At 26.5% G+C, this 21,297-nt stretch carries 19 protein-coding genes; 5 read left to right on the top strand and 14 right to left on the bottom strand.

Going from position 1 to position 21,297, the window contains the following annotated elements; translation table 11 throughout:
- Window positions 1-1,082: 1,082 nt before the first annotated feature.
- The 10 genes from hypA to GQV94_RS07810 form a co-directional block, all read right to left on the bottom strand.
- Window positions 1,083-1,427, bottom strand: a complete 345-nt coding sequence (gene hypA / locus GQV94_RS05395; protein ID WP_200170021.1) for a hydrogenase maturation nickel metallochaperone HypA — start codon at window positions 1,425-1,427, stop codon at window positions 1,083-1,085.
- Window positions 1,427-2,401 carry a hydrogenase expression/formation protein HypE gene (hypE, locus tag GQV94_RS05390; protein WP_200170020.1) on the bottom strand — a complete coding sequence of 325 codons (975 nt, stop codon included), beginning with the start codon at window positions 2,399-2,401 and terminating at the stop codon, window positions 1,427-1,429. Before hypE ends, hypA begins: the two co-directional genes overlap by 1 nt.
- The gene (gene hypD, locus GQV94_RS05385) at window positions 2,398-3,489 is read right to left on the bottom strand and encodes a hydrogenase formation protein HypD (protein WP_200170019.1); all 1,092 of its coding nucleotides are present in this window, start codon (window positions 3,487-3,489) and stop codon (window positions 2,398-2,400) included. The genes hypE and hypD overlap by 4 nt, the downstream gene beginning before the upstream one ends.
- Window positions 3,473-3,754 carry a HypC/HybG/HupF family hydrogenase formation chaperone gene (locus GQV94_RS05380; RefSeq protein ID WP_200170018.1) on the bottom strand — a complete coding sequence of 94 codons (282 nt, stop codon included), beginning with the start codon at window positions 3,752-3,754 and terminating at the stop codon, window positions 3,473-3,475. Before GQV94_RS05380 ends, hypD begins: the two co-directional genes overlap by 17 nt.
- Window positions 3,754-4,515, bottom strand: coding sequence for a hydrogenase nickel incorporation protein HypB (gene hypB / locus GQV94_RS05375; protein WP_200170017.1), 762 nt, complete (start codon window positions 4,513-4,515; stop codon window positions 3,754-3,756). The genes GQV94_RS05380 and hypB overlap by 1 nt, the downstream gene beginning before the upstream one ends.
- A gap of 74 nt (window positions 4,516-4,589) precedes the next feature.
- Window positions 4,590-6,779 (bottom strand): carbamoyltransferase HypF, encoded by a 2,190-nt coding sequence (hypF, locus tag GQV94_RS05370; RefSeq protein ID WP_200170016.1) that lies wholly within the window; start codon window positions 6,777-6,779, stop codon window positions 4,590-4,592.
- On the bottom strand, window positions 6,760-8,280 hold the full coding sequence (locus tag GQV94_RS05365; RefSeq protein WP_200170015.1) for a hypothetical protein: 1,521 nt from the start codon (window positions 8,278-8,280) through the stop codon (window positions 6,760-6,762). Before GQV94_RS05365 ends, hypF begins: the two co-directional genes overlap by 20 nt.
- A 12-nt stretch (window positions 8,281-8,292) precedes the next feature.
- Window positions 8,293-8,943 (bottom strand): M48 family metallopeptidase, encoded by a 651-nt coding sequence (locus GQV94_RS05360; RefSeq protein WP_200170014.1) that lies wholly within the window; start codon window positions 8,941-8,943, stop codon window positions 8,293-8,295.
- The gene (locus GQV94_RS05355) at window positions 8,919-10,235 is read right to left on the bottom strand and encodes an MATE family efflux transporter (RefSeq protein WP_200170013.1); all 1,317 of its coding nucleotides are present in this window, start codon (window positions 10,233-10,235) and stop codon (window positions 8,919-8,921) included. Before GQV94_RS05355 ends, GQV94_RS05360 begins: the two co-directional genes overlap by 25 nt.
- Before the next feature lie 2 nt (window positions 10,236-10,237).
- A complete protein-coding gene (locus tag GQV94_RS07810) occupies window positions 10,238-10,609 on the bottom strand; it encodes a hypothetical protein (protein WP_234126394.1) in 372 nt (123 codons plus the stop codon).
- Window positions 10,610-10,904: 295 nt separating this feature from the next.
- Between GQV94_RS07810 and GQV94_RS05345 the strand changes: the two genes are divergently transcribed.
- Genes GQV94_RS05345 through GQV94_RS05330 form a run of 4 tightly spaced genes read left to right on the top strand, consistent with a single transcriptional unit; the run spans window position 10,905 to window position 14,866 of the window.
- On the top strand, window positions 10,905-11,405 hold the full coding sequence (locus GQV94_RS05345) for a ferritin (RefSeq protein WP_200170012.1): 501 nt from the start codon (window positions 10,905-10,907) through the stop codon (window positions 11,403-11,405).
- A gap of 20 nt (window positions 11,406-11,425) precedes the next feature.
- Window positions 11,426-12,790 (top strand): MBOAT family O-acyltransferase, encoded by a 1,365-nt coding sequence (locus tag GQV94_RS05340; protein ID WP_200170023.1) that lies wholly within the window; start codon window positions 11,426-11,428, stop codon window positions 12,788-12,790.
- The gene (locus GQV94_RS05335) at window positions 12,790-13,764 is read left to right on the top strand and encodes an SGNH/GDSL hydrolase family protein (protein ID WP_200170011.1); all 975 of its coding nucleotides are present in this window, start codon (window positions 12,790-12,792) and stop codon (window positions 13,762-13,764) included. Before GQV94_RS05340 ends, GQV94_RS05335 begins: the two co-directional genes overlap by 1 nt.
- The gene (locus tag GQV94_RS05330; protein ID WP_200170010.1) at window positions 13,757-14,866 is read left to right on the top strand and encodes a GDSL-type esterase/lipase family protein; all 1,110 of its coding nucleotides are present in this window, start codon (window positions 13,757-13,759) and stop codon (window positions 14,864-14,866) included. Before GQV94_RS05335 ends, GQV94_RS05330 begins: the two co-directional genes overlap by 8 nt.
- Here GQV94_RS05330 and GQV94_RS05325 read toward each other — a convergent pair.
- Genes GQV94_RS05325 through GQV94_RS05315 form a run of 3 tightly spaced genes read right to left on the bottom strand, consistent with a single transcriptional unit; the run spans window position 14,850 to window position 19,304 of the window.
- Window positions 14,850-16,214, bottom strand: coding sequence for a TolC family protein (locus GQV94_RS05325; protein WP_200170009.1), 1,365 nt, complete (start codon window positions 16,212-16,214; stop codon window positions 14,850-14,852). The two genes, GQV94_RS05330 and GQV94_RS05325, sit on opposite strands and share 17 nt — an antisense overlap.
- 1 nt (window position 16,215) lies before the next feature.
- Entirely contained in the window at window positions 16,216-18,141 is a 1,926-nt protein-coding gene (locus tag GQV94_RS05320) for an ABC transporter permease (protein ID WP_200170008.1), read from the bottom strand.
- Window positions 18,141-19,304 carry an efflux RND transporter periplasmic adaptor subunit gene (locus GQV94_RS05315; RefSeq protein ID WP_200170007.1) on the bottom strand — a complete coding sequence of 388 codons (1,164 nt, stop codon included), beginning with the start codon at window positions 19,302-19,304 and terminating at the stop codon, window positions 18,141-18,143. The genes GQV94_RS05320 and GQV94_RS05315 overlap by 1 nt, the downstream gene beginning before the upstream one ends.
- A gap of 101 nt (window positions 19,305-19,405) precedes the next feature.
- Here GQV94_RS05315 and GQV94_RS05310 point away from each other — a divergent pair, with 101 nt between their 5' ends.
- Complete coding sequence (locus GQV94_RS05310; protein ID WP_200170006.1) at window positions 19,406-20,011, top strand: nitroreductase family protein; 606 nt, start codon at window positions 19,406-19,408, stop codon at window positions 20,009-20,011.
- Between the two features lie 11 nt (window positions 20,012-20,022).
- Here GQV94_RS05310 and GQV94_RS05305 read toward each other — a convergent pair whose 3' ends face one another.
- Window positions 20,023-21,255 carry a glutamate-5-semialdehyde dehydrogenase gene (locus tag GQV94_RS05305; protein WP_200170005.1) on the bottom strand — a complete coding sequence of 411 codons (1,233 nt, stop codon included), beginning with the start codon at window positions 21,253-21,255 and terminating at the stop codon, window positions 20,023-20,025.
- Window positions 21,256-21,297 lie beyond the last annotated feature (42 nt).

Here is a 21,297-nt window from a genome sequence, read left to right as displayed (position 1 = left end):
GAATAGTTCCACTATTGGTAAAATTATTGATTGTTGTTCCACTAGTTAAATTAATTCCATAACCGCTGTTACTTTTAATAGTTCCACTATTGGTAAAAGTTTGAATATCAGTATTATTAAAATATATAGCTTCATTTTTTGAATGAATAGTTCCACTATTATTAAAATTATTGATTGTAGATTTAGATCCATCTTTTCCCCAAACTGTGATACCAAATTTAGAAACACCATTTCCTATAATGCCACTATTATTAAACGTTTCTATGGTAGCACCACCATTACTGCTATTTCCTACTTGAACACTAGCAGTATTACCTCCACCTTGAAGGGTTCCTTGGTTTAAAAAGGTAGAAGTAGAAGAACTTGTTTGGAAAAGAATAGCTTGCTTGTTTTTATTTCCATTGCTAGTAGGACTAGAAATTGTAACCGAACCACTGCTTGTTATAGTAAGAGTATTATTACTTCCACTTATAGTATGAGTTGAACTTAAAGATTCATTTATAGTAGTATTGCTACTAGATTGTGAACTATAAAAACTAGGTGAATTATCGCTATTATCATCATAAGTTTCTACATTAGCTGTAGCATAAGAATAAGAACTTAAAAAAGAGATTGTAACTAAAGAAAGAACTAGTTTTTTAGATGAATGAGAATGGTTTTTTTCAATCCCCCCCCCCCGTTTCTTTTTTGTCTAAACTATACAAACGCTGACCCATTATAACCTCCTATAGTTAATTAGTTATTTAATTTTTTAAAAAGGGAATAAACCAAAGAATAATAAATCCAAATCATAGATTATGCGTAATGATAAAAAAAATTTTCTTAAAGTTATATTAAGAAAACTTTTAGATATTTTTAATATTAATTTTATATTTATAAAATAAAAACTAATCAGTTTAATATAATAATCTTTGAAAGAATAAAAATAAAACTATTAAATAATATTAGTTTTATTTTTAAATTTAAAATATATTGGAGCTTTATTTATATAAAAAATATTTTTTAATTTATTGGTTTGTTTCTAAATTTAAAAATATTTTCACTAATTTTGCTGATAAATCTAAAATTATCCATTTTAAATTTTATCCCATCACAAGTCGCATTAAGTACAAGTCTTCGCCTTGTGTGACTTTGTATTCTATACTTTCACACTTAGGACATTTAAAAACATTTTCTTCTAAAATACTTGTTTGATTACAATTTAAACACAAAATTTCAAGCGGGGCAAGCTCTATAAAAAGTTTAGCATTTTTGCAAAAATTTGAGTTTTCTTTAAAAGTTTCAAAGCAACGTTTAAAAAGATCAACTTCTATACCACTTAAACGCCCGATTTTTACATAAATTTCTTGCACATTTTTGGCATTATTGCTTAGGGCGTTTTCTTCGCAAAGTTCGATTAAAGATTCTACTATACTTAATTCGTGCATTAGCAAATTCTTGGTAGAAGTTCGCCTTTAGGGCTTTCTAAAAAGCGTTTAGCTCCATAAGCATTTTGTAAAATCACGCGTGCTTTTTTCTCTTCTAAAACTTCACCTATAATACTCGCATTCGCATTGTATTTTTTTAGAATTTCTAAGGCTTTTAACTCATCTTCTTTTTCTACGCAAAGTATAAAAGTACCTTCATTGGCAAGTTCATATGCTTCATAGCCAAAAAGCTCACAAAGTCCTAAAACCTCATCTTGTATGGTAATTTGTTCTTCAAAAATTAAAAGATCATTTCCGCTTTGTTTTGCCCACTCATTTAAAACCGCACTAAGTCCGCCTCGTGTTGCATCACGCATAGCAATGACTTTGATATCTTTTTCTAAAAGTTCCAAAACCTCTTTATCTAAAGCTTTACAATCACTTTTAATATTAGCTTCTAGATTATTTCTTTTGATTAAAACACTAGCTCCGTGTCTTCCTATATCGCCTGAAACAAGTATGCTAAGCCCTGCTTTGATATTTTTACTTTCTTTTTTAGCAATGATCTCTCCTAAGACGGTGGTGTTGATATAAATCTCATCACCTTTACCTTTAGGAACAACTTTAGTATCGCCACAAACTAGCATTACACCACATTTTTCACACTCTTTTTTGATACTTTTTAAAATGCGTTCTAGTTTTTCTAGCTCAAAACCCTCTTCTAAAATAAGTCCTAAACTTAGATATTTTGGCTTTGCTCCTACCATTAAAATATCATTAATAGAACCACAAACACAAAGTTTGCCGATATTGATCTCATCATCTAAAAAAATCGGACTTAATACAAAAGAGTCCGTGCTTAAGGCTAAATTGCCCAAAATCGCTGCATCATTGTTTGCATTTAAAATTTCATTATTAAAGATCTTGAAAAGCTTAGTTAAAAGCTCATTCATCTCTTCTCCGCCACCCCCATGAGCTAAGGAAATATTTTTCATGTATTCACCTTTGAATATTTATAATATGCTGCACAAGCTCCTTCACCTGAAACCATGCAACTTCCTATGGGATTTTTTGGAGTGCAAGCTTTAGCAAAAACTTTACAATCATAAGGCTTGGCTAAACCTCTTAAAATTTGCCCACAAATACAAGCTTTATTTTCATTTTTGCTTTGCACAGTGCAATCAAACTTTTTACCTGCATCATAGGTGCTAAATTCTTCTTTTAGCTCTAAACCTCCATCTTTAATAAGTCCTAAACCACGAAATTCAAAATCACATACTTGGAAATATTTTTTAACCAAATTTTGGGCTTTGATATTGCCTTCTTTACTTACAGCTCTTTTGTATTGATTAAATACTTCAAATTTACCTTCATTGCTTTGTTTTATGATATTTAAAATGCTTTCTAAAATATCTACAGGCTCAAAACCACTTACGGCAATAGGAGTTTTAAATTTGATAGCTAAAGGTTCATAAATACCATAACCTGTGATCACACTTACATGAGAAGGACCTAAAAAGGCATTGATTTTTACGTTTTCATCACTCATAATCGCTTCAATAGGAGCTGGAACGGTGATATGATTTATATAAAAAAAGACGTTGTTTAAATTTTCTTTTATCACTTTTTCAAGAAGTAAGGCACTCATAGGTGTAGTAGTTTCAAAGCCTATGGCAAAAAAGATAATGATTTTATCTGGATTTTTTTTAGCAAGATCTAAAACTTCAAGTGGAGAGTAAAGCGCTCTAATGTCAGCTCCTTTAGCTCTTAAATCAAGCAAAGAAAACTCACTACCAGGCACTCTTAAAAGATCTCCTAAGGTGCAAAAAATAGTATCTTTCATCGAAGCTAATTTAATAGCTATATCAATACGTTCTCTTGGCATTACACAAACTGGACAACCTGGTCCATGAATAAAATTTATCTCTTTTGGTAAAATGGAAGGTAGGGCATACTTCATAATACTATGAGTATGTCCGCCACAAATCTCCATAATATTGACAGGATTTTTAAGCTCTTGTTCTATAAGTTTTTTTAGGGCTAAAATACTTTCTTTATCTCTAAATTCATCGATAAAATTCATTTAAACCTAAATCCCCCTCATTACTTTTTATCTCCCCGTTATTCATTTTTTCTACTATTTCTTGATAGGTTTTAATGCTCTCTAGTGCAGCTTCTTTGTCGATTTTTTCCATAGCAACTCCAACGTGGATTAAAACATAATCACCTTGTTTTAGAGGCTCATCAATAAGATCTAAATTTACTTTTCTTTTTACGCCTAAAGTTTGCACTAAAGCATTATTTAACTCATCTATTTCTAAAATTTCAGAAGGTATAGATAAACACATTAAAAAAGCTCCTTTTTGAGTTTAAGCACTTTATACCAAAGCTCCATATTTGTGCCATTTTTTGCATCAAGAGTAATGATATCAGCTCTAGGGCTTAATTCTTTGATAAGCCTAGTAGCTTCTTTAATATCAAAATCAAAATGATGTGCCAAATCAGCCTTTGTAATTAATACAATATCTGCTTTTTTAAACATTACAGGATATTTTTGTGGTTTATCACTACCTTCAGTTACAGAAAGCAAGACCACATTTAAATGCTCTCCTAAATCATAACTTGCAGGGCAAACTAAATTGCCTACATTTTCTATAAAAAGTAAATCTATATCTTTAATATCTAAATGATGCAAAGCCTTATGCACCATAAAAGCATCTAAATGACAACTTTGTCCTGTGGTGATTTGATATGCTAAAGCTCCAGCATCTTTTACCCTTAGGGCATCGTTATTGGTTTCTAAATCTCCTTCAATCACAGCAATTTTAAACTCATCTTTTAAAGCTTTGATCGTACTTTCTAAAAGCGTTGTTTTACCACTACCTGGAGAACTCATTAAATTAATACAAAGCGTGTTTGTTTCATTGAAATGAGCTCTGTTGTGTTTTGCTTCTTCATCATTTTTATCTAATATTTTAGAAATTACTTCTATGGTTTTACTTTCTTTTAAACTTGGATTTTCGTGATGGTGATGATCGTGATGGTGATGATCGTGATGGTGATCGTGAGTATGAGTTGAATTTATAGAACAGCCACAATCTTTACACATTGTTTTTTCCTTTTAGTTTTTACTTCATTTTAGCCTTAAAAGCATTAAAAAATTATGAGTTTTAAAATATTTTTTTATTTTTTTGAATTTAAATAATGCACCATTTGCCCTAAAGCAACAGAACTATCATTGCAAGGATATTTTAAAGGCACAAAAAAATTAAATTCTTTAGCTTTTAAAATTTCAAGTAAGGTTTTATTTTGAAAAACTCCTCCACTTAAAAGCACTTTTAAATCATAATCTTTGCTAAATTCTATGATAAAATTTGCCAAAGCATTAAACATACCTGTAATAGCTTTGCTTTTTTCATCTTGCAAAGCCCCTAAAATCAAACTTTTAAAATTAATTTGTCCTTTTTCTATAAAAAGTTTATAAGAAAAATCAAGATTTTCATCATAAAAGGCTTCACACATTAAGCCAATTTGTGCTTCATAAGAACTTTTTTCTATATTAAAAACTATACTTCCAAAAGCATCAATAATACGCCCTAAAGAGCTTGTTTGCAAATTAGAATGAGAATAAATTTTTCTAAGATTTTTAAGTTTTATTTTTGGAATTTTGGCTAAAAATTCCTTAGCTTTATCTTCTAAATCATAATGCCAAATCAAACTTAAGGCTAAGTTTTGTATATTTTTAATATCACTATTTATAAGAGTAAAATTTTCAAAATGAGCTATTCTTTTATACTCTTTTAAATTTCCTATAAAAACTTCCCCACCCCAAATTTTACCATCTTCTCCGTAGCCTGTTCCATCGCAAATATAAGCTAGAGCCTTTTCATCTTTTAAAAATTCTTTTTCATATTCAAAATAAACCGCACAAAAATGCGCATAGTGATGAGAAATTTTAATCTTATTTTCAAACTCTTTAGTATAGGCAAAATGTGGATGTTTATCACATAAAACTACTTCAAATTCTAAATCATAATTTTGTTTGAAAAAATCTAAAAGTTTAAAAAATCTTTCATATACATCAACACTTTTTAAATCGCCTATATAAGGAGAAATTAAAAGTTTATTTTCATAAAAAATTACAAATTCGTTTTTAAGTTCGGCACCTAGGGCTAAAAAAGTGCCTTTTTTATCAAAATTACTTTCTAAATAAAAAGGGTTTAATCCTCTTGAAGTGCGTAAGAACATAGTTGCACCATTTACCACTTGAGCAATGCTATCATCACTTGCATTTATAATTTCTCTATCATAATCTAAATAAAAATCAAAAACTCCACTAAGTTTTTGACATAAATTTAACTCATCTTTAATAATGCTTTCTCCGCTTAAATTTGCACTTGTTGCCACAAGAATTCCTTTAAAATACTCAAAAAGCAAAAGGTGTAAAGGAGTATAAGCTAACATAATGCCTAGTTTATTAACTTCAGGAGCAATTAAAGAAAAGTCTTTTTTAGCTTTTAAAATCACAATAGGAGCTAAAACTCCATTTAATAAAGCTTCTTCTTTTTCATCTATAAAGGCAAGTTCTTTAGCACTTTTTAAATCTTTACACATCAAAGCAAAGGGTTTTTTAGGACGCTTTTTTCTGAGTCTTAGCGCTTTTAATGCTTGTTCATTAAAAGCATCACACATTAAATGAAAACCACCCATACCTTTAATAGCTAGAATTTTACCTTCTTTTAAAAAATTTGCACTTTGCATAAAAGCTTCTTTATCTTTAGCTAAAATTGTGCCCTTTTGGTCTTTAAGAAAAACACTAATTTTACATTTAGGACAACTTATAGGCTGAGCGTGAAAACGCCTATTTTTTGGATCTTCATATTCACTTTTACAAAATTCACACATAATAAATTCTTGCATAGAGGTATTAGCCCTATCATAAGGAAGGCTTTTAATAATGCTAAAGCGGGGCCCGCAATGTGTGCAAGTGATAAAAGGATATAAAAAGCGTGGATTTTTTTCATCAAAAAATTCTTTTTTACATTCTTTACAAAGTGCAAAATCGCTAAGCATAGGAGTGCTTTTTGCATTTTCTAAAGAAGGAGTTATACTAAATTGAGTATAATTTGAAATAGGAATTTGAGTAATTGTAAGATGATCTATCCTTGCTAAAGGTGGAAGATGAGTTTTTAAATTTTTTATAAAATTTGTGCATTCTTTTTGCGTGCAAGCAAGAATGATTTCTACGCCAAAGCCATCATTTCTTACCTCTCCAAAAAGTTTAAATTTTAAAGCTAACTCATAAACTAAGGGTCTAAAACCCACACCTTGAACCAAACCTGAAATTTTGATCTTATACCCTAAGTGGCACATTGCTTAATCTACAATCTTTAATATGTTTGAAAACATTTTCAAGTAAACTTTTATGTTCAAATAAGCTTCCGCTGATTAAAACAACTTGGGTTTTATCTTTTTGTTTTAATTCATCATAAAAATCGCGTAAAAAATATGACAAACTTTCAATCACTCCATAAGAAATATCTTGAGCACTAACTCCTGCTAACATAAAACTCATAATAGAGCGTAAAGTTTTTATATAATCAAATTCTTTATTGTCATTTAATTTAAAATCAATCTTAACACCCTTGGCTAATCTTGACTGATCGCTTAATTGAAGTAAAACAAGCCCTGCTTTTTTGAAATCTTGATTTAAATTTAGCATTCTTCCTATGATACACAATAAAGAAAAGAAATTGTTTTTACTTTCAAATTCTTCATCTAAAAGTTTAAATTCTTTTTGGAAATTATCTAAAAGTCTTTTTCCTGTAAGGTCATTTTCAAGTTCGCTATATATCTTTTTTGAGTGATTAGGTAAAGTGATTTTTAATAAATTAATTTCTTTATCTAGTAATAAAATATCATCATATTCTTTGCTAAGCTCTAAAATAAAACTTTTTTGTTTAAAACGTGAAGCAAGATAAGAAATTCTAGCCATATTTTTATCATTTTTGGAAAAAATTAAAGCTCTAATTTTAGAATGTATAAATTCAAAGCCCTCTAATACAACAAATTTATCTTTGACATTTAATATTTTAAAATCATCTATAAAATTTTCAACTTTTTTAAATGATAAAAAATGAAAATTTTCTTTAAAAAGTTCATAACCTAGGGCAAATAAAAAAATATCTTCAGCTAGTTTTAATAAAAATTTATCAATTTTTAAATCATATTTTTGTCTAAATAATGCATTTAATTTAAGAGCCATTAAAGGCTTTTCAAAACTTGCTAAAAATTTTAATTGCTCATTAGAACATACAAAGACGAAAGAGATTGCTTTGATATCACAAGGCATTAAAAAATCTTCTTTAAATTCCTTATCAAAAAGATGTATAGTATAAATTCCTTTATGATTTTTAATCCATATTTTTTCATCTTTTTTAATAATATCTAATGTTTTAGAAAGCAAAGAGTGAAAATTATTTTTATCGATTTTTTCAAAATTTTTACCATCAAAAGAAAGTGAAATATCACAAAATTGACCCCATTCATTTTCTAATAAAATATTTTCTTTAGCATAGGCATTAGAATTTAAAAAACTCAATAAAGTATATTTTTCAAAAATTTCTTTTTGTTTGTATAAAGGCTTAAAATCATCTCCTTCTTTTACCTCAAATCCTGTTAAAAATATACTATGGGACATATTGTTTAAAGAATTGCAAAAATCATTTAATTTATCAGGATCTGCTTTGATCTTAAGAATATATTCTTCATCATTTATTAAAATATCATAAATATAGTCTTTTGCATAAAAATTAAGCAAATACTCAAAAACATCATTATCGCCTATATAATTAAACTTAAATTCTAAAATCAATTTTTATCCTTCTTAATTTGTTTTAAATTCCGCTTCTCTTTTTTTAAAGTCTGGCATAAATTTGTATAAAAAATCATAAAATTCTTTACTATGATTTGGATATTTAATATGACTTAACTCGTGCAAAATGACATATTCAATAGCTTTTAAACTCTTTTGTAAAAGTTTTAAATTTAAATTAATATAGGCTTTATTGTGGTTACAAGATCCCCAACGTGTTTTCATATTTTTAATGCTTAAATGTGTAAAATTAACCCCTATTTTTAAAGACCATTTTTTAAGATAAAAACTAAAAATTTTTTTAGCATTTTGTTTTAAAAACAAATCTAGTTTCATTTTATTTGGGGTAATGATATTATCTTTATCAAAATAAGTTTTTTTAGTGTTTTCATCAAAAATAATTTTATATTTTTTGCTTAAAAAAATTAATTCATCATTTTTTAAAGCTTTTTTGTAAAATCTTTCTTTAGCTTCGTTTATCCAAAAACTTGATTTATCTAAAAATTCATAAACATTTTTAAAAGTGCAAAAATAAGGAATACTAAGAATAAATTCGCCTTTTTCATTTAATCTCAATCTTAAACTTTTTATACGTTTTTTAGTATAAAAATAACACTCATTTTTATAAATAAAAGATTTTAAACTAGAGCTTTGCCTTGCCATTTTTTACTTTTCCATCTATATGAATTTACCATTCCACGCAAAAACTCATCTGCACAAAAACCTATCCAAATACCTAAAATTCCAAGATTAAAATAAAAACAAAGCACATAGCCTACTGGTAAAGATACACCCATCATAAAAACAAGACCACTAAAAAATGGAAATTTCGCATCACCGCTTGCACGCAAAGAATTTACCATGACTATATTAAAAGTGCGTGAAATTTCAAGAAAGATTGAAAGAGCAAATAAGGGTATCATTAAATTTTTTAATTCTTCTTTTAAACCTAAAGCTTGCATAGTAAAATCTTGACAAAGATAATTTAAAAGTGCTACTAAAGCACTCGCTATAACACTAAAATATAAAGCACGCCAAGCGTGTTTATAAGCAATATTTTCATATCTAGCACCGACTAATTTTCCCACTATGATTTCATTGGCTATACTCGTAGCTTGTCCTATAAGCATAATAAGCATTGAAATTTGAAAATAAATCGTTTGTACAGCTAAACTTGCTTCACCTAAGCTTGCTACAAAAGCAAAAGCTATAGTATATTGCACTATCCACAAAAGATTTTCTCCTGCTGAAAATCCACCTATATTTAAAACCTTTTTTAAAACTTCTTTTTCAAGTTTAATCATTTCTTTGATTTTAAGATGAATTTGAAGTTTATAAAAAAGTATGATAAGCAAAGCAACTATAGCAACAATACGTGCAAAAATATTACTAAGCCCTACTCCAAAAAGCTCTAATTTTGTATAGTGTAAAACATAATAATTTCCCCCAATTACCACTATATCCATTAAAAATCCTATAAGCATCACCCAATAAGCCATATTATAAACCCTTACAATGGCTGCTAAAACAATGCCTATAGCATCAAAAAACAAACAAATTGCAAGCATGTGTAAATAAATTTCACTATCTTTAAGCAATTCTTGTGGAATTTTTAAAAGATAAAGTAAATATTCTCCATGCCATAAAATAAGTGCTCCACATACAAAACCTAAAAGCGCATTTAAAAACAAGCTTTGATGGATCACTTTTCTTGCTAAAATATGATCTCTTGCTCCAATAGCTTGAGCTATTACTACGCTACAACCTACGCTTAAAAATGAAAAAATAGTTATAAAAAGATCTAAAATTTGATTTCCAGCTCCCATGGCACCCACAAGAAAATTAGAATAATGCGATACCATAGCGGTATTTATAATCACAGTTAAATATTTAGAAAGCAAGTCCCAAAATATAGGAATACTAAGTCTTGTTAAAGAAAGTTGTTTTTTTGCCATGATTATTCTTTTAAAAAGCCGTATTCATAAATTTTTGGCTCTAACTTTTTAGCTAAAGCATTTAAGGCTGTGTTTAAATCATTAAATAAAATTTTATAATACTTATCCCTTGCATTGTAAAGTAAAATTAGAATTTGTCTTATATGAAATTTATATTTTTCTATGATAAAAACAGGTTTTACAAAAGACTTTTTAAGCTCGCTTTTTCCTTGTTTAGCTTCAGCCCAAAGCAAATTAATTTCACCCAAAAGTCCTAAATTTTGAGTGATACAAAAATCAATCTTAGTGCCTACATAATTAAACTTAGAAAAATACAAATCCTTAATCTTGCTTTTTAAAGGCTCTTCGCTAAGTTTTAAAAATTCCCTAAACAAATCATATCCTTAAAAAATATTTAAAGATATGATTTTAATAAAAATATACTTTTTTTTATATAAATCTTAACCAAAAATATATTATAAGCAAGTTTTGCTATTTTAAACTAAAACTCTATTGTAATTTATCATACCATATCAACCTATTTTATAAGTTTTAAATTTATGATAAAAAATATTATCTTATTTTAAAAATATTTAAAATTTTATTTTTAACCTTTTAAGTTTTATTTTATTTTTAAAAAAATAATATATCATTATAGAAATACTTTTTAAAATTTAAAAGGAGATAAAAATGCTTTCTAAGGAAGTTGTAAAATTACTTAATGAACAAATAAATAAAGAAATGTACGCAGCAAATTTATATCTTAGCATGAGCTCTTGGTGTTATGAAAATAGTCTTGATGGGGCTGGACTTTTTTTATTCAATCATGCTAGCGAAGAAAGTGATCATGCAAAACGTTTAATTACTTATCTAAACGAAACAGATTCTCACGTTGATCTTAAAGAAATTAAACAACCTGAACAAAATTTTTCTTCTTTACTTGATGTATTTGAAAAAACTTTTGAGCATGAACAATTTATCACAAAATCAATTAATACCTTAGTTGAACATATGTTAGCACATAAAGACTATTCTACTTTTAATTTTTTACAATGGTATGTAAGCGAACAACACGAAGAAGAGGCTTTATTTAGAGGCATAGTTGATAAAATCAAGCTTATTGGAGATCATGGAAATGGTCTTTATCTAGCAGATCAATATATAAAAAATTTAGCACAAGCTAAAAAATAATTCCGATTTTGCCGATAAAAATGACTTTTTTTTCTTTAGAATTTAGCATTTTAATATCGGCCTTTTTTATAATTTATTGGATTTTTAAAAAATATTACAAAATACAAAATATTTTAGTTTTATTATTTAGCTATTTGGTTTATACCCTTATAAATCCTTATTTTGCTTTAATTTTATTAGTTTATACTTTTTTTATTCATTATTTTGCCTTGCTTATTTTTACAAGAGAAAAAAAATATATTCTTTTTATTTCAATTATATCTGTTATTTTAAATCTTTGTTTTTTTAAATATTTTTCAGATATTAAAGATAATTTAAATATTGTTTTTAATTATTTAGGCTTAGATTTTTTAAGTATTGATATTGTTTTTCCAATGGGAATTAGTTTTTATACTTTCAATTCCATTACTTATCTTGTTAGTGTTTATAAAAAACATAAAGTTGAAAGTTTTATCAATCTTGCTATTTATCTTAGCTTTTTTCCGACTCTTCTTTTAGGTCCTATAATGAAGAGTGAATTCTTTTTTAATCAAATCTTTAAAAAAAGAGATTTTAACAATATAGATCTTATTTTTGTTTTATTACTTTTTGGTATTTTTAAAAAAGTGTTTTTAGCAAATTATTTAGAAATTTACTCTAAAGAAATTTTAGATTATCCTCAAAATTATAGTTTTTTAGAACTTTTAAGTGCTATTTATGCCTATGCTTTACAAATTTATTGCGATTTTAGTGGATATATAGATTTAGTTAGTGCTTTTGCTTTAATGCTTGGATTTAATTTACCTATTAATTTTAATATGCCCTATTTGGCTACTAATTTAAAAGATTTTTGGGCAAGATGGCATATAAGTCTTTCTAATTTTATAAAAGAATATATTTATATTCCTTTAGGAGGGAATCAAAAAGGTCATTTAAGAACTTATTTAAATATCATAATTGCTTTTTGTCTTTCTGGAATTTGGCATGGAAATACAATTAATTTTTTTATCTGGGGTTTATTACATAGTTTTGGAGTGATATTCAATCACGCAATGCCTTTTAAACTTAAAAAATTTCCTTTTATAGCAAGATTTATAACTTTTCACTTTATATGTTTTACTTGGATATTTTTTTATTATTCTAAATTAGATGATAGCTTTGAATATTTAAAAGCTTGTTATGAAAATTTCTACTTAATTCCTGATTATAAAACTTTTTATATTTTAATTATTTTTTTCATTCTTTTTATAGTTTATCCTTCTTTTATCAATTATAAAAAGAATTGCACTCAAATTTTACAAGCAACCCCGCTAATATTAAAACCAATTATAGTAGCCTTTTTATTGCTTTTGATTTTTACTTTTATTCCTAACGAAATCCCAAATTTTATTTACTCGAGTTTTTAATGAATATTTTAAAATTTTTATTTGTATTATTTTGCAGTTTCTTCTTAGTTGTTTTAGTGATGAATGAAAGCATAAGTTCTTATTTGGAACAAAAATATCATTTTATTTTTTATCCACAAAATACTATATTAAAAGAAGCAAATTCTTTAAAAGTAAAATTAGAAGAGATTAAAAATATTATTATAGATCAACAAAATACATCTAAAGAAGATCTAGATACTGATAATAATATTTTAGAAGATAATAACTCAAAAGAGCTCAACACTTCAAATTATTTAGAACAAATAAAAACAAATATAATACAAGAAACTAATACTACAAACAATTTAAAATCCATAACTTATATAAATCCTAAAGATAGCTTTTTATTTATTGGAGATTCTTTAATGCAAGGGGTTGCTGTAGCTTTAAATAAAGACTTAAAAAATTTAGGCATAAAAACCATGAATCTTAGCAAACAAAATACAGGGCTTTCTTATAAATCATATTTTAACTGGGCAAATACTACACAAACAACTTTGCAAAAAAATCCTAATATCAAGTATTTAGTTATTTTGCTAGGCGTAAATGATCCTTGGGATATCAAAAAAAATGGAATTTATCATCATTTTAATTCTTTATCATGGCTTCAAATTTATACTCATAGAGTACAAGAGCTTATAAATATTGCTAAAAAATATAATGTAAAAATATTTTGGTACGAGATTCCTCCAGTAAAAAAAGAAGATTTAAATAAAAAAATTATTATATTAAATAATATTTATGAAAATATTGTAACAAACAATAATGAGATTTTTATTCCGACTAAAACATTTTTTAGTTATGAAAATAAATTTTCAACTTATATTATAAATGAAAACAATAAAAGTGTTAAAATGAGAACAGATGATGGAATTCATTTTACTCCAACAGGTGCTAAAAAAATGTCAGAACTTCTTATGCAATATATAAAAATTAAGGATAAGAATGATTAAAAATATTTCTATTTTTATAGCTTTTTCTTGTATTTTTTTAAATGCTATTTCATTAGATACTAAAAATTGCATTAGCAATTATGCAGATAATAAATCTTTAAGATTGCTTAAACAAAAAATCGAAGAAAAGAAAAATTTAGGAATCAGAATTTATGGAGATTCTCATATAGCTGCAGACTTTTTTCCTAATACTTTAAGAACTTTATTTTTTAAAACAAATGCATTAGGTTTTGTCTATGCTATCCAGCCAAAATATCAACAAAACTCAAATTTAACTTATGAATTTAAAAATTTTGAAATTCTCAACTCTCAAACCTCTAAAAATATTAATTATCCATTAGGCGGGGTTATAGCAAATGCCTTAAAAAAAAATGCTTACATTGTTATAGATACAAAGTTAAGTTCTAAAAAATTTAATGTAGGTTTCATCTTTAAAAGTCCATCTAATGATTATGCTTTTATGATTAAAGATGAAAATAATAAGACCTATAAATTAAAAAGTAAAAAAAATAAATGGTCTTATAAAGAAATAGAGCTTGATTTTCCATTTAAAATTACGGCTTTAGCTAAAGATGCAAAACTTGGCGGATATATAATTTATAATAAAAATAAAAATAATCTCTTTTTAGATACTCTTGCTATAAATGGAGCAAAAAGTAATTTATGGAAAGAATGGAATTTAAAAGTAAGCAAAGAAGAGCTTAAAATTTTAAAACAAGATTTAATCATACTTGCTTATGGAACCAATGATGCTTTATATAATAATTTTGATAAAAAAACATTTAAATATGATTTTAAAAAATTTATTCATATTTTAAAACAAATTAATAAAAATGCAGTTTTTATTATAATCTCTCCGCCAACTATAAAAGAACCTAATTCTCATTTTTTTGCCATAAGAAAAAGTCTTTATGAGATAGCAAAAGAAGAAAAAGCTTTAATTTTTGATATGCATAGTTTTATGAAAGACAATAAAGGAAAAGACTATTGGATAAGCCAAAAACTTTCATTAAAAGATGTTCATTTGAGCATCAAAGGTTATGAAGTTATGGCTAAAAAAATGTATCAAGATCTTATAAAAACCCTCAATGCTGTTCATTGATATCATCATAATATATCGTTATGATTTGATAATAAGTATTAATAACAGATAAAAGATTAAATTTAGCTCTTAAATATTCTTGCAATGAAGAATTTAAGCTATTTTTGGCATCTAAATAATCTTTAAGTTCGCTTTTTCCTAGTTCATATTTTTGCAAATAAGCCTTAGTAATTTGTTCTTGTTTTAAATTTATTTTTTCAAGATTATTTAATATTTTAATAGTATTTTCATAATTTTTAGAATAATACACAAATTCATTAATAGCACTTTGTAAGACTTGCTCATATTCAAAAACTAAAATTTCATAAGAATACTCAGAAATTTTGATATTTTTCTTCAACCTTGCATAATCTAAAAAAGGGAGAGAAATTTTAATATTACCATCTAAAAAAGAAAATTTAAAACTATCATCAAATTTTGCATCACTTCCACTAAAACCTGCACCTAATGAAATAGCAGGAAACATAGATTTTTTTACACTAGAATAATCTTTAAATGCCGCTTTTAAATTATTTAATTTAGCTAAAACATCAGGTCTATAAAATAAAGCATCTAAAGGAATATTAAAATTTACATTTAAATTTTTAAAATCTTTAAGAGATAAATTCTTAAAATATTCAAGGTAAGCAAAACCTTCTTGTTTTCCTATAAGATCTTTTAGATTTTTAAGCAATAATTCTTTATTTTGTTCATTGGAAAGTAAATTTTGTTTTGCTTTTAATAAACTTTGATCAATATTTAATAAATCAAGATTTTCGATTTTTCCAAGTTCGTATTTAAAATTATAAAGATTTTTCATTTGTTCTAAATTTAGGATATATTCTTTTAAAAGAATACTAACATCATTAAAATAAGCTAATTCAAAAATATTATTAATCGTGGAATTAATAATGCTTAATTTTAAACTCTCTAAATCATATGCACTAGCTCTTGCATCAAATTCTCTTGCATTAACCTCATCAGAAATCTTAGAATAAATATCGAGTTCATAGTTTAAATTTAAAGAATTTGAAAAATTATTTGAGTGAATTCCTTGATTTAAATTTCTTGAACTCGAAAAACCTAAACTTGCACTTAAGGTTGGATATAAATCATAATTGATTAAATCAGCTCTTGATAATGCCATTAAAAAATTTGTTTTAGCCACCTTAATATCGGTGTTATTTTCTAATACAAAAAAAATAAACTCATCAAGTTTTTTATCATCATATAATTTCCACCATTCTTTTGTGGTATTTAAATCTTTTAACTCGTTTTGAGAAAGAGTTTTTTCTTTCACTATAGAAATATTACTTGTTGCACAAGCACTTAAAAAAATAAACACGAAAAAAAATATTATATTTTTCATCTCATTCCTTAGATAAAGCATTGATAGGATTTAAATTAGCAGCATTTTTTGCTGGGAAAAAACCAAAAATGATTCCAATAAAAATGGAGCTTAATAAACCTAAAATAATAGATCCGCTCGAAAGTATCATAGGAAAATCAACGCTAAAGGCATTGAAAGAAAAAACTATTGCTATGGATAAAATTACCCCTAAAACAGCACCAACCAAACATATCATTATTGCCTCGATTAAAAACTGCATTAAAATATCCTCTTTTCTAGCTCCTATTGCCATACGGATTCCTATTTCTTTTGTTCTTTCACTCACTGAAACAAGCATAATATTCATAACTCCTATACCACCAACAATTAAAGCAATAATAGCAATAGATGCGGTTAAAATGGTTGTAGTGCGTTGATTTTCTTCTATAGCCTTTTTAATGCTATCTGAATTTATAGTAAAAAAGTCTTTCTTTCCACGCTTAATCTCTAAAATTCTAACAACAGCACTTTCAGCTAAGGAAGAACTTACACTATCTTTAACTTTTACTATGATTTCTCTTAAATTTCTATCTCCGGTTAGCTTATTCATTAAAGTTGTATAAGGCACATAAAGACGTACTGTATTATCTTCAAAGAATTTATTTGTATCTTGTTTTAAGACTCCTATAATTTTAAAAGGTTGATCTTTAAAAATAATAATACGACCTAAAATATCTTTACTATTTTCATTTTTAAATATATTCTTTTTAGCGTTGTAATCAAGTACAACAACATTAGAACTATTTTTAATATCATCATCACTAAGTAAAGTTCCTACTTCCAATTCTAAACCTTTAATTTTAAACTGATTTACACCAACTCCCTCGCCTCTTGCATTTAAAGAAATATTCTTATAAGTTACCACTCCAGAAGTCGTAGATCTTGCTTCTACTGCATCTAAATATTCTAAAGATCTTAAAGTATTTAAATCACTAAAATTAAATCTTGTTTTGCCAGATCTTAAATCTCCAAATCCTTTACCTGGAATAATTTCAATTGTGTTGGTTCCAAGTCTAGAAATAGAAGAAAGAATTTTTTCTTGAGAACCAAGTCCTAAAGCAATTACACACACAACTGACGCAATGCCTATAATAATTCCCAGCATTGTAAGTATTGATCTTAACTTATGAGCAATAATAGAGGTAAAAGCGATTTTAAAACTCTCTGCAATCTGATTTTTTAAAAGATCAAATGTTTTTATCTCTGGTGAAAAAGGCTCTAGCTTTTCGTTAAACTCTTTGGTATTTTTATTGGTGTCACTTAAAATTTTTCCATCTTTTATTTCTATAACTCTTCCAGCTTTAGCAGCAATACCTCTATCGTGTGTTACCAAAATAATAGTATGACCTAATTTATTGAGCTCTTGCAAAATCTCAAGAACCTTAATTCCACTTTTACTATCTAAAGCTCCAGTTGGCTCATCTGCTAAAATCAAATCTCCACCATTCATCAAAGCTCTTGCTATACTAACTCTTTGTTGCTGTCCTCCACTTAGTTGATTTGGCTTAAAATCAAATTTGTGATCTAGTTCCAAGCTAGATAAAAGTTCTTTTGCTCTTTGGTTTCTTTGATATGCTTTTTTTCCAGTATAAATAGCAGGTAAAGCAATATTTTCACCCGCGCTTAATAAACTTAAAAGATTATATCTTTGAAAAATAAAACCTATTTTTTCACGTCTTAATCTAGCTTTTTGTTCTTTATCTAATAAAGTTACTTCATAGTTTTCAAAAATATAACTCCCTTTACTTGGCTCATCAAGAGTTCCAATAATATTTAGCAAAGTTGTTTTACCGCTACCACTTTGACCTATAATAGCTACAAATTCGCCTTTTTCTATACTTAAACTGACATTATCTAAAATACAAGTTTGATTTATAAATTTATAAATATTTTTAAGATATATCATTACATTCTCATCTTTTTAATATTTTTTACATTATCCAAAGAATCCAAAGAAATAATTAATTCTTCATTCTCATTAAGCCCTTCTAAAACTTCGGTATTTATAGCATCGTGAATTCCAAGTTTAATATATTTTTTTACTTTTTCATTATTTTCTAAAATTTCAACATAATAGCCATTAGCATCGCTATAAATTGTATAAGTAGGCACCACAATAACATTTTTAGCACTTTGAATAATTATTTCATTTTGAATACTCATTCCAATACGCAAAAAGTTATTTTTATTAGGCACAAAAAATTTGGCATAATAATAAATTGCACTACTAGAAGAAGAGCTAGATGAACTACTAGAAGAAGAGCTAGATGAATCACTTACTTCAGTATCTGCTGGATCTATGCTTGAGATTAAAGCTTGATATTTTTTATCCGGATTGCTTAATACTGCAAAATTAACTTCTGTTCCTACTTTTATTTTATTAACATCAGCTTCTGCTATCTCCATTCTTACTTCCATTTCGTCTAAATTTGCAATTCTAACTATAGTTGGAGTACTTTGATTAGCATTAACAGTCTGCCCCTCATCAACAGCAACATTAATAATATAACCATCTATTGGAGCTCTAATTGTTGTATATCCTAAATCTTTTTGAGCATTTTTAAGACTGATTTCAAGCTGAATAACTTGTGCATTTAAATCCGCAACATCTGCTTTAAGCGTATAATAATTATTTTTAAGAGTTTCAAGACTTTCTAAAGAAGTTGCTTTTTGAGCATAAAGTTTTTGCTCTCTTTGATACTGCTTAGCCGCTATATCAAAAGCAACTTTTTTACTTTCCAAACTTGCTTTTGTGCTTTCTAATTTAGCCTTTGTAATATCCAAATCATTTTGTTGTTTATCTTTATCTATTTGTGCAATCAAATCACCTTGTTTAACTTTATCTCCAACATTAACATAAAGCTTTATAATCTGACCGCTCACCTGTGCGCCAACATCAACTTGATCTTTAGCATAAACTTTTCCAACAGCTTCTATGCTTTGTTCAATATTACTCCTTTGAATTTTTTGAGTTACAACTTGCATTTTATCTTTAGAATAAAAAAAACCATAATAAATTCCAAAAATAATGCCTATAAATAAAACGATAAAAAGAATTTTGTATTTCATTTAAAACCTTCAATAAATAAAATTAATTCTATTTAACAAAAATAAATTTTATGTGAATTTTAATATAAATTTTATACGATTAAATTTATAAAGGAGAGAGAATGAAAAAAGAACTAGAACCTTTTATAACAAGATATTCTTGTAGAAATTTTAGCAATAAAACAATTAAAGAAGAAGATTTAAAAGAAATTTTAGAAATAGCAAGATTAAGCCCGAGTTCTTTAGGGTTGGAACCTTGGAAATTTTATGTTATTCAAGATAAAAAGAAATTAGAGGAAATATCTTTAATTGCCAATCATCAAAATCACGTAAAAACAGCTGCAGCACTTATTATAATCACTTCAAGATTTGATTTTGATGAATATTTTGAAAATAAACTAAAATCAAGAAATATGCCAAAAGAAGAAATTGAAAAAAGAATAAATACTTATAAGCCTTTTTTAGACTCTTTAGATGAAAAACAAAAAATTGCTTACTCAAGAGAACAAGCTTATATAGCATTAACAAGCATACTTTATGCAGCAAATGCTTTAAAAATAAACTCTTGTACCATAGGAGGTTTTAATCAAGACAAATTAAATTCTTATTTAAATCTAAATCCTAAAAAAGAAAGTGCTACTTTAATTGTAGCCTTAGGAATTAGTAATGAAGAAAAAATTCCAACTAAAAGTCGTTTTAGCTTTAATGAAGTAGTAAAATTTTTATAATTTTACTACGCTTAGTTTCTAATTTGTCCTTGCCCATTAATAATATATTTATAAGTACAGATTTCATTAATACCCATAGGGCCTCTAGCATGAAGTTTATTGGTAGAAATTCCAACTTCTCCTCCAAAGCCAAACTTAGACCCATCACTAAAACGCGTTGAAGCATTTATATATACACAAGCTGATTGAATAGTTTTTTTAAATTTTTCTATATTATTAAAATCATTAGAAAGTATAGCTTCTGAATGAGAAGAACTATATTTATTGATATGTTCTATTGCTTCTTGGCAATCATTTACTATCTTAATACTTAATTCATAAGAAAGCCATTCTGTATAAAAAGTTTCATCACTAGCTAAGGCAAATTCTAAATTTGAATTCTCAAAAAATGATAATGCATTTTTATGTGTATGAATTTTAACTTTAAATTCTTTTAGTTTAGGAATGAGCAAATTAAAAAAATCTTTAGCAATACTTTTATGCACTAATAAAGTTTCCAAAGCATTGCAAACACTTACTCTTTGGCATTTTGCATTTATAACAATTTTTAAAGCTTCTTCTAAATTAGCATTATAATCAACAAAAATATGACATAAACCTTTATCTTGCTTTATTAGAGGAATCTTAGTATTTTTAGAAAGTTCTTGTATCATTTTAGAGCTTCCCCTTGGAATAATAACATCAATTAAGTCATCCATTTTTAAAATAGAATATACATCATCTTTATTAAAAAACATAGAAAAACAATCATTTAAATGATATTTGCTTAATACTTTATTTATAAGCGTAAAAATAGCTGTATTGGTATTTTTTGCCTCGCCTCCCCCTTTTAAAATACAAGCATTAGAACTCTTAAGCATTAAAGCTATAATCTCAGCACTTAAAGCGGGTCTTGCTTCGTAAATAACACAAATTAGACCTATAGGAATTCTTATTTTTTGAATCAATAATCCATCTTCATTAACCCAGCCTTCTATAATACTTCCGATAGGATCCTGTAAATAAGCAATTTGCTCTAAACTCAAACAAAGATCCTTCAAACGATTTTTATTTAATAAAAGCCTATCTTTTAAGGCATCATCTTTTTTAAAATCATGTAAATCTTTTAAATTTTCTTCTAAAATAAAATCAGAATTTTCTTTTAAAATTTGTGCAAACTCTAAGATAATATTTTCTTTCAATTGAGGATTTAAATCATAAAGCTTTTGGGAGTTTTTTTTGATATTTTGAATAAAATTTCTCATTCTTTAACCCTTTATTTACAAAAAACTTGTTAAATTATACAA

The sequence above is a fragment of the Campylobacter sp. TTU_617 genome, from assembly GCF_016599045.1.
Lineage (GTDB): Bacteria > Campylobacterota > Campylobacteria > Campylobacterales > Campylobacteraceae > Campylobacter_D.
Note: the sequence above shows the minus strand (reverse complement) of the source record. Positions and strands in the feature narration are given on the sequence as shown.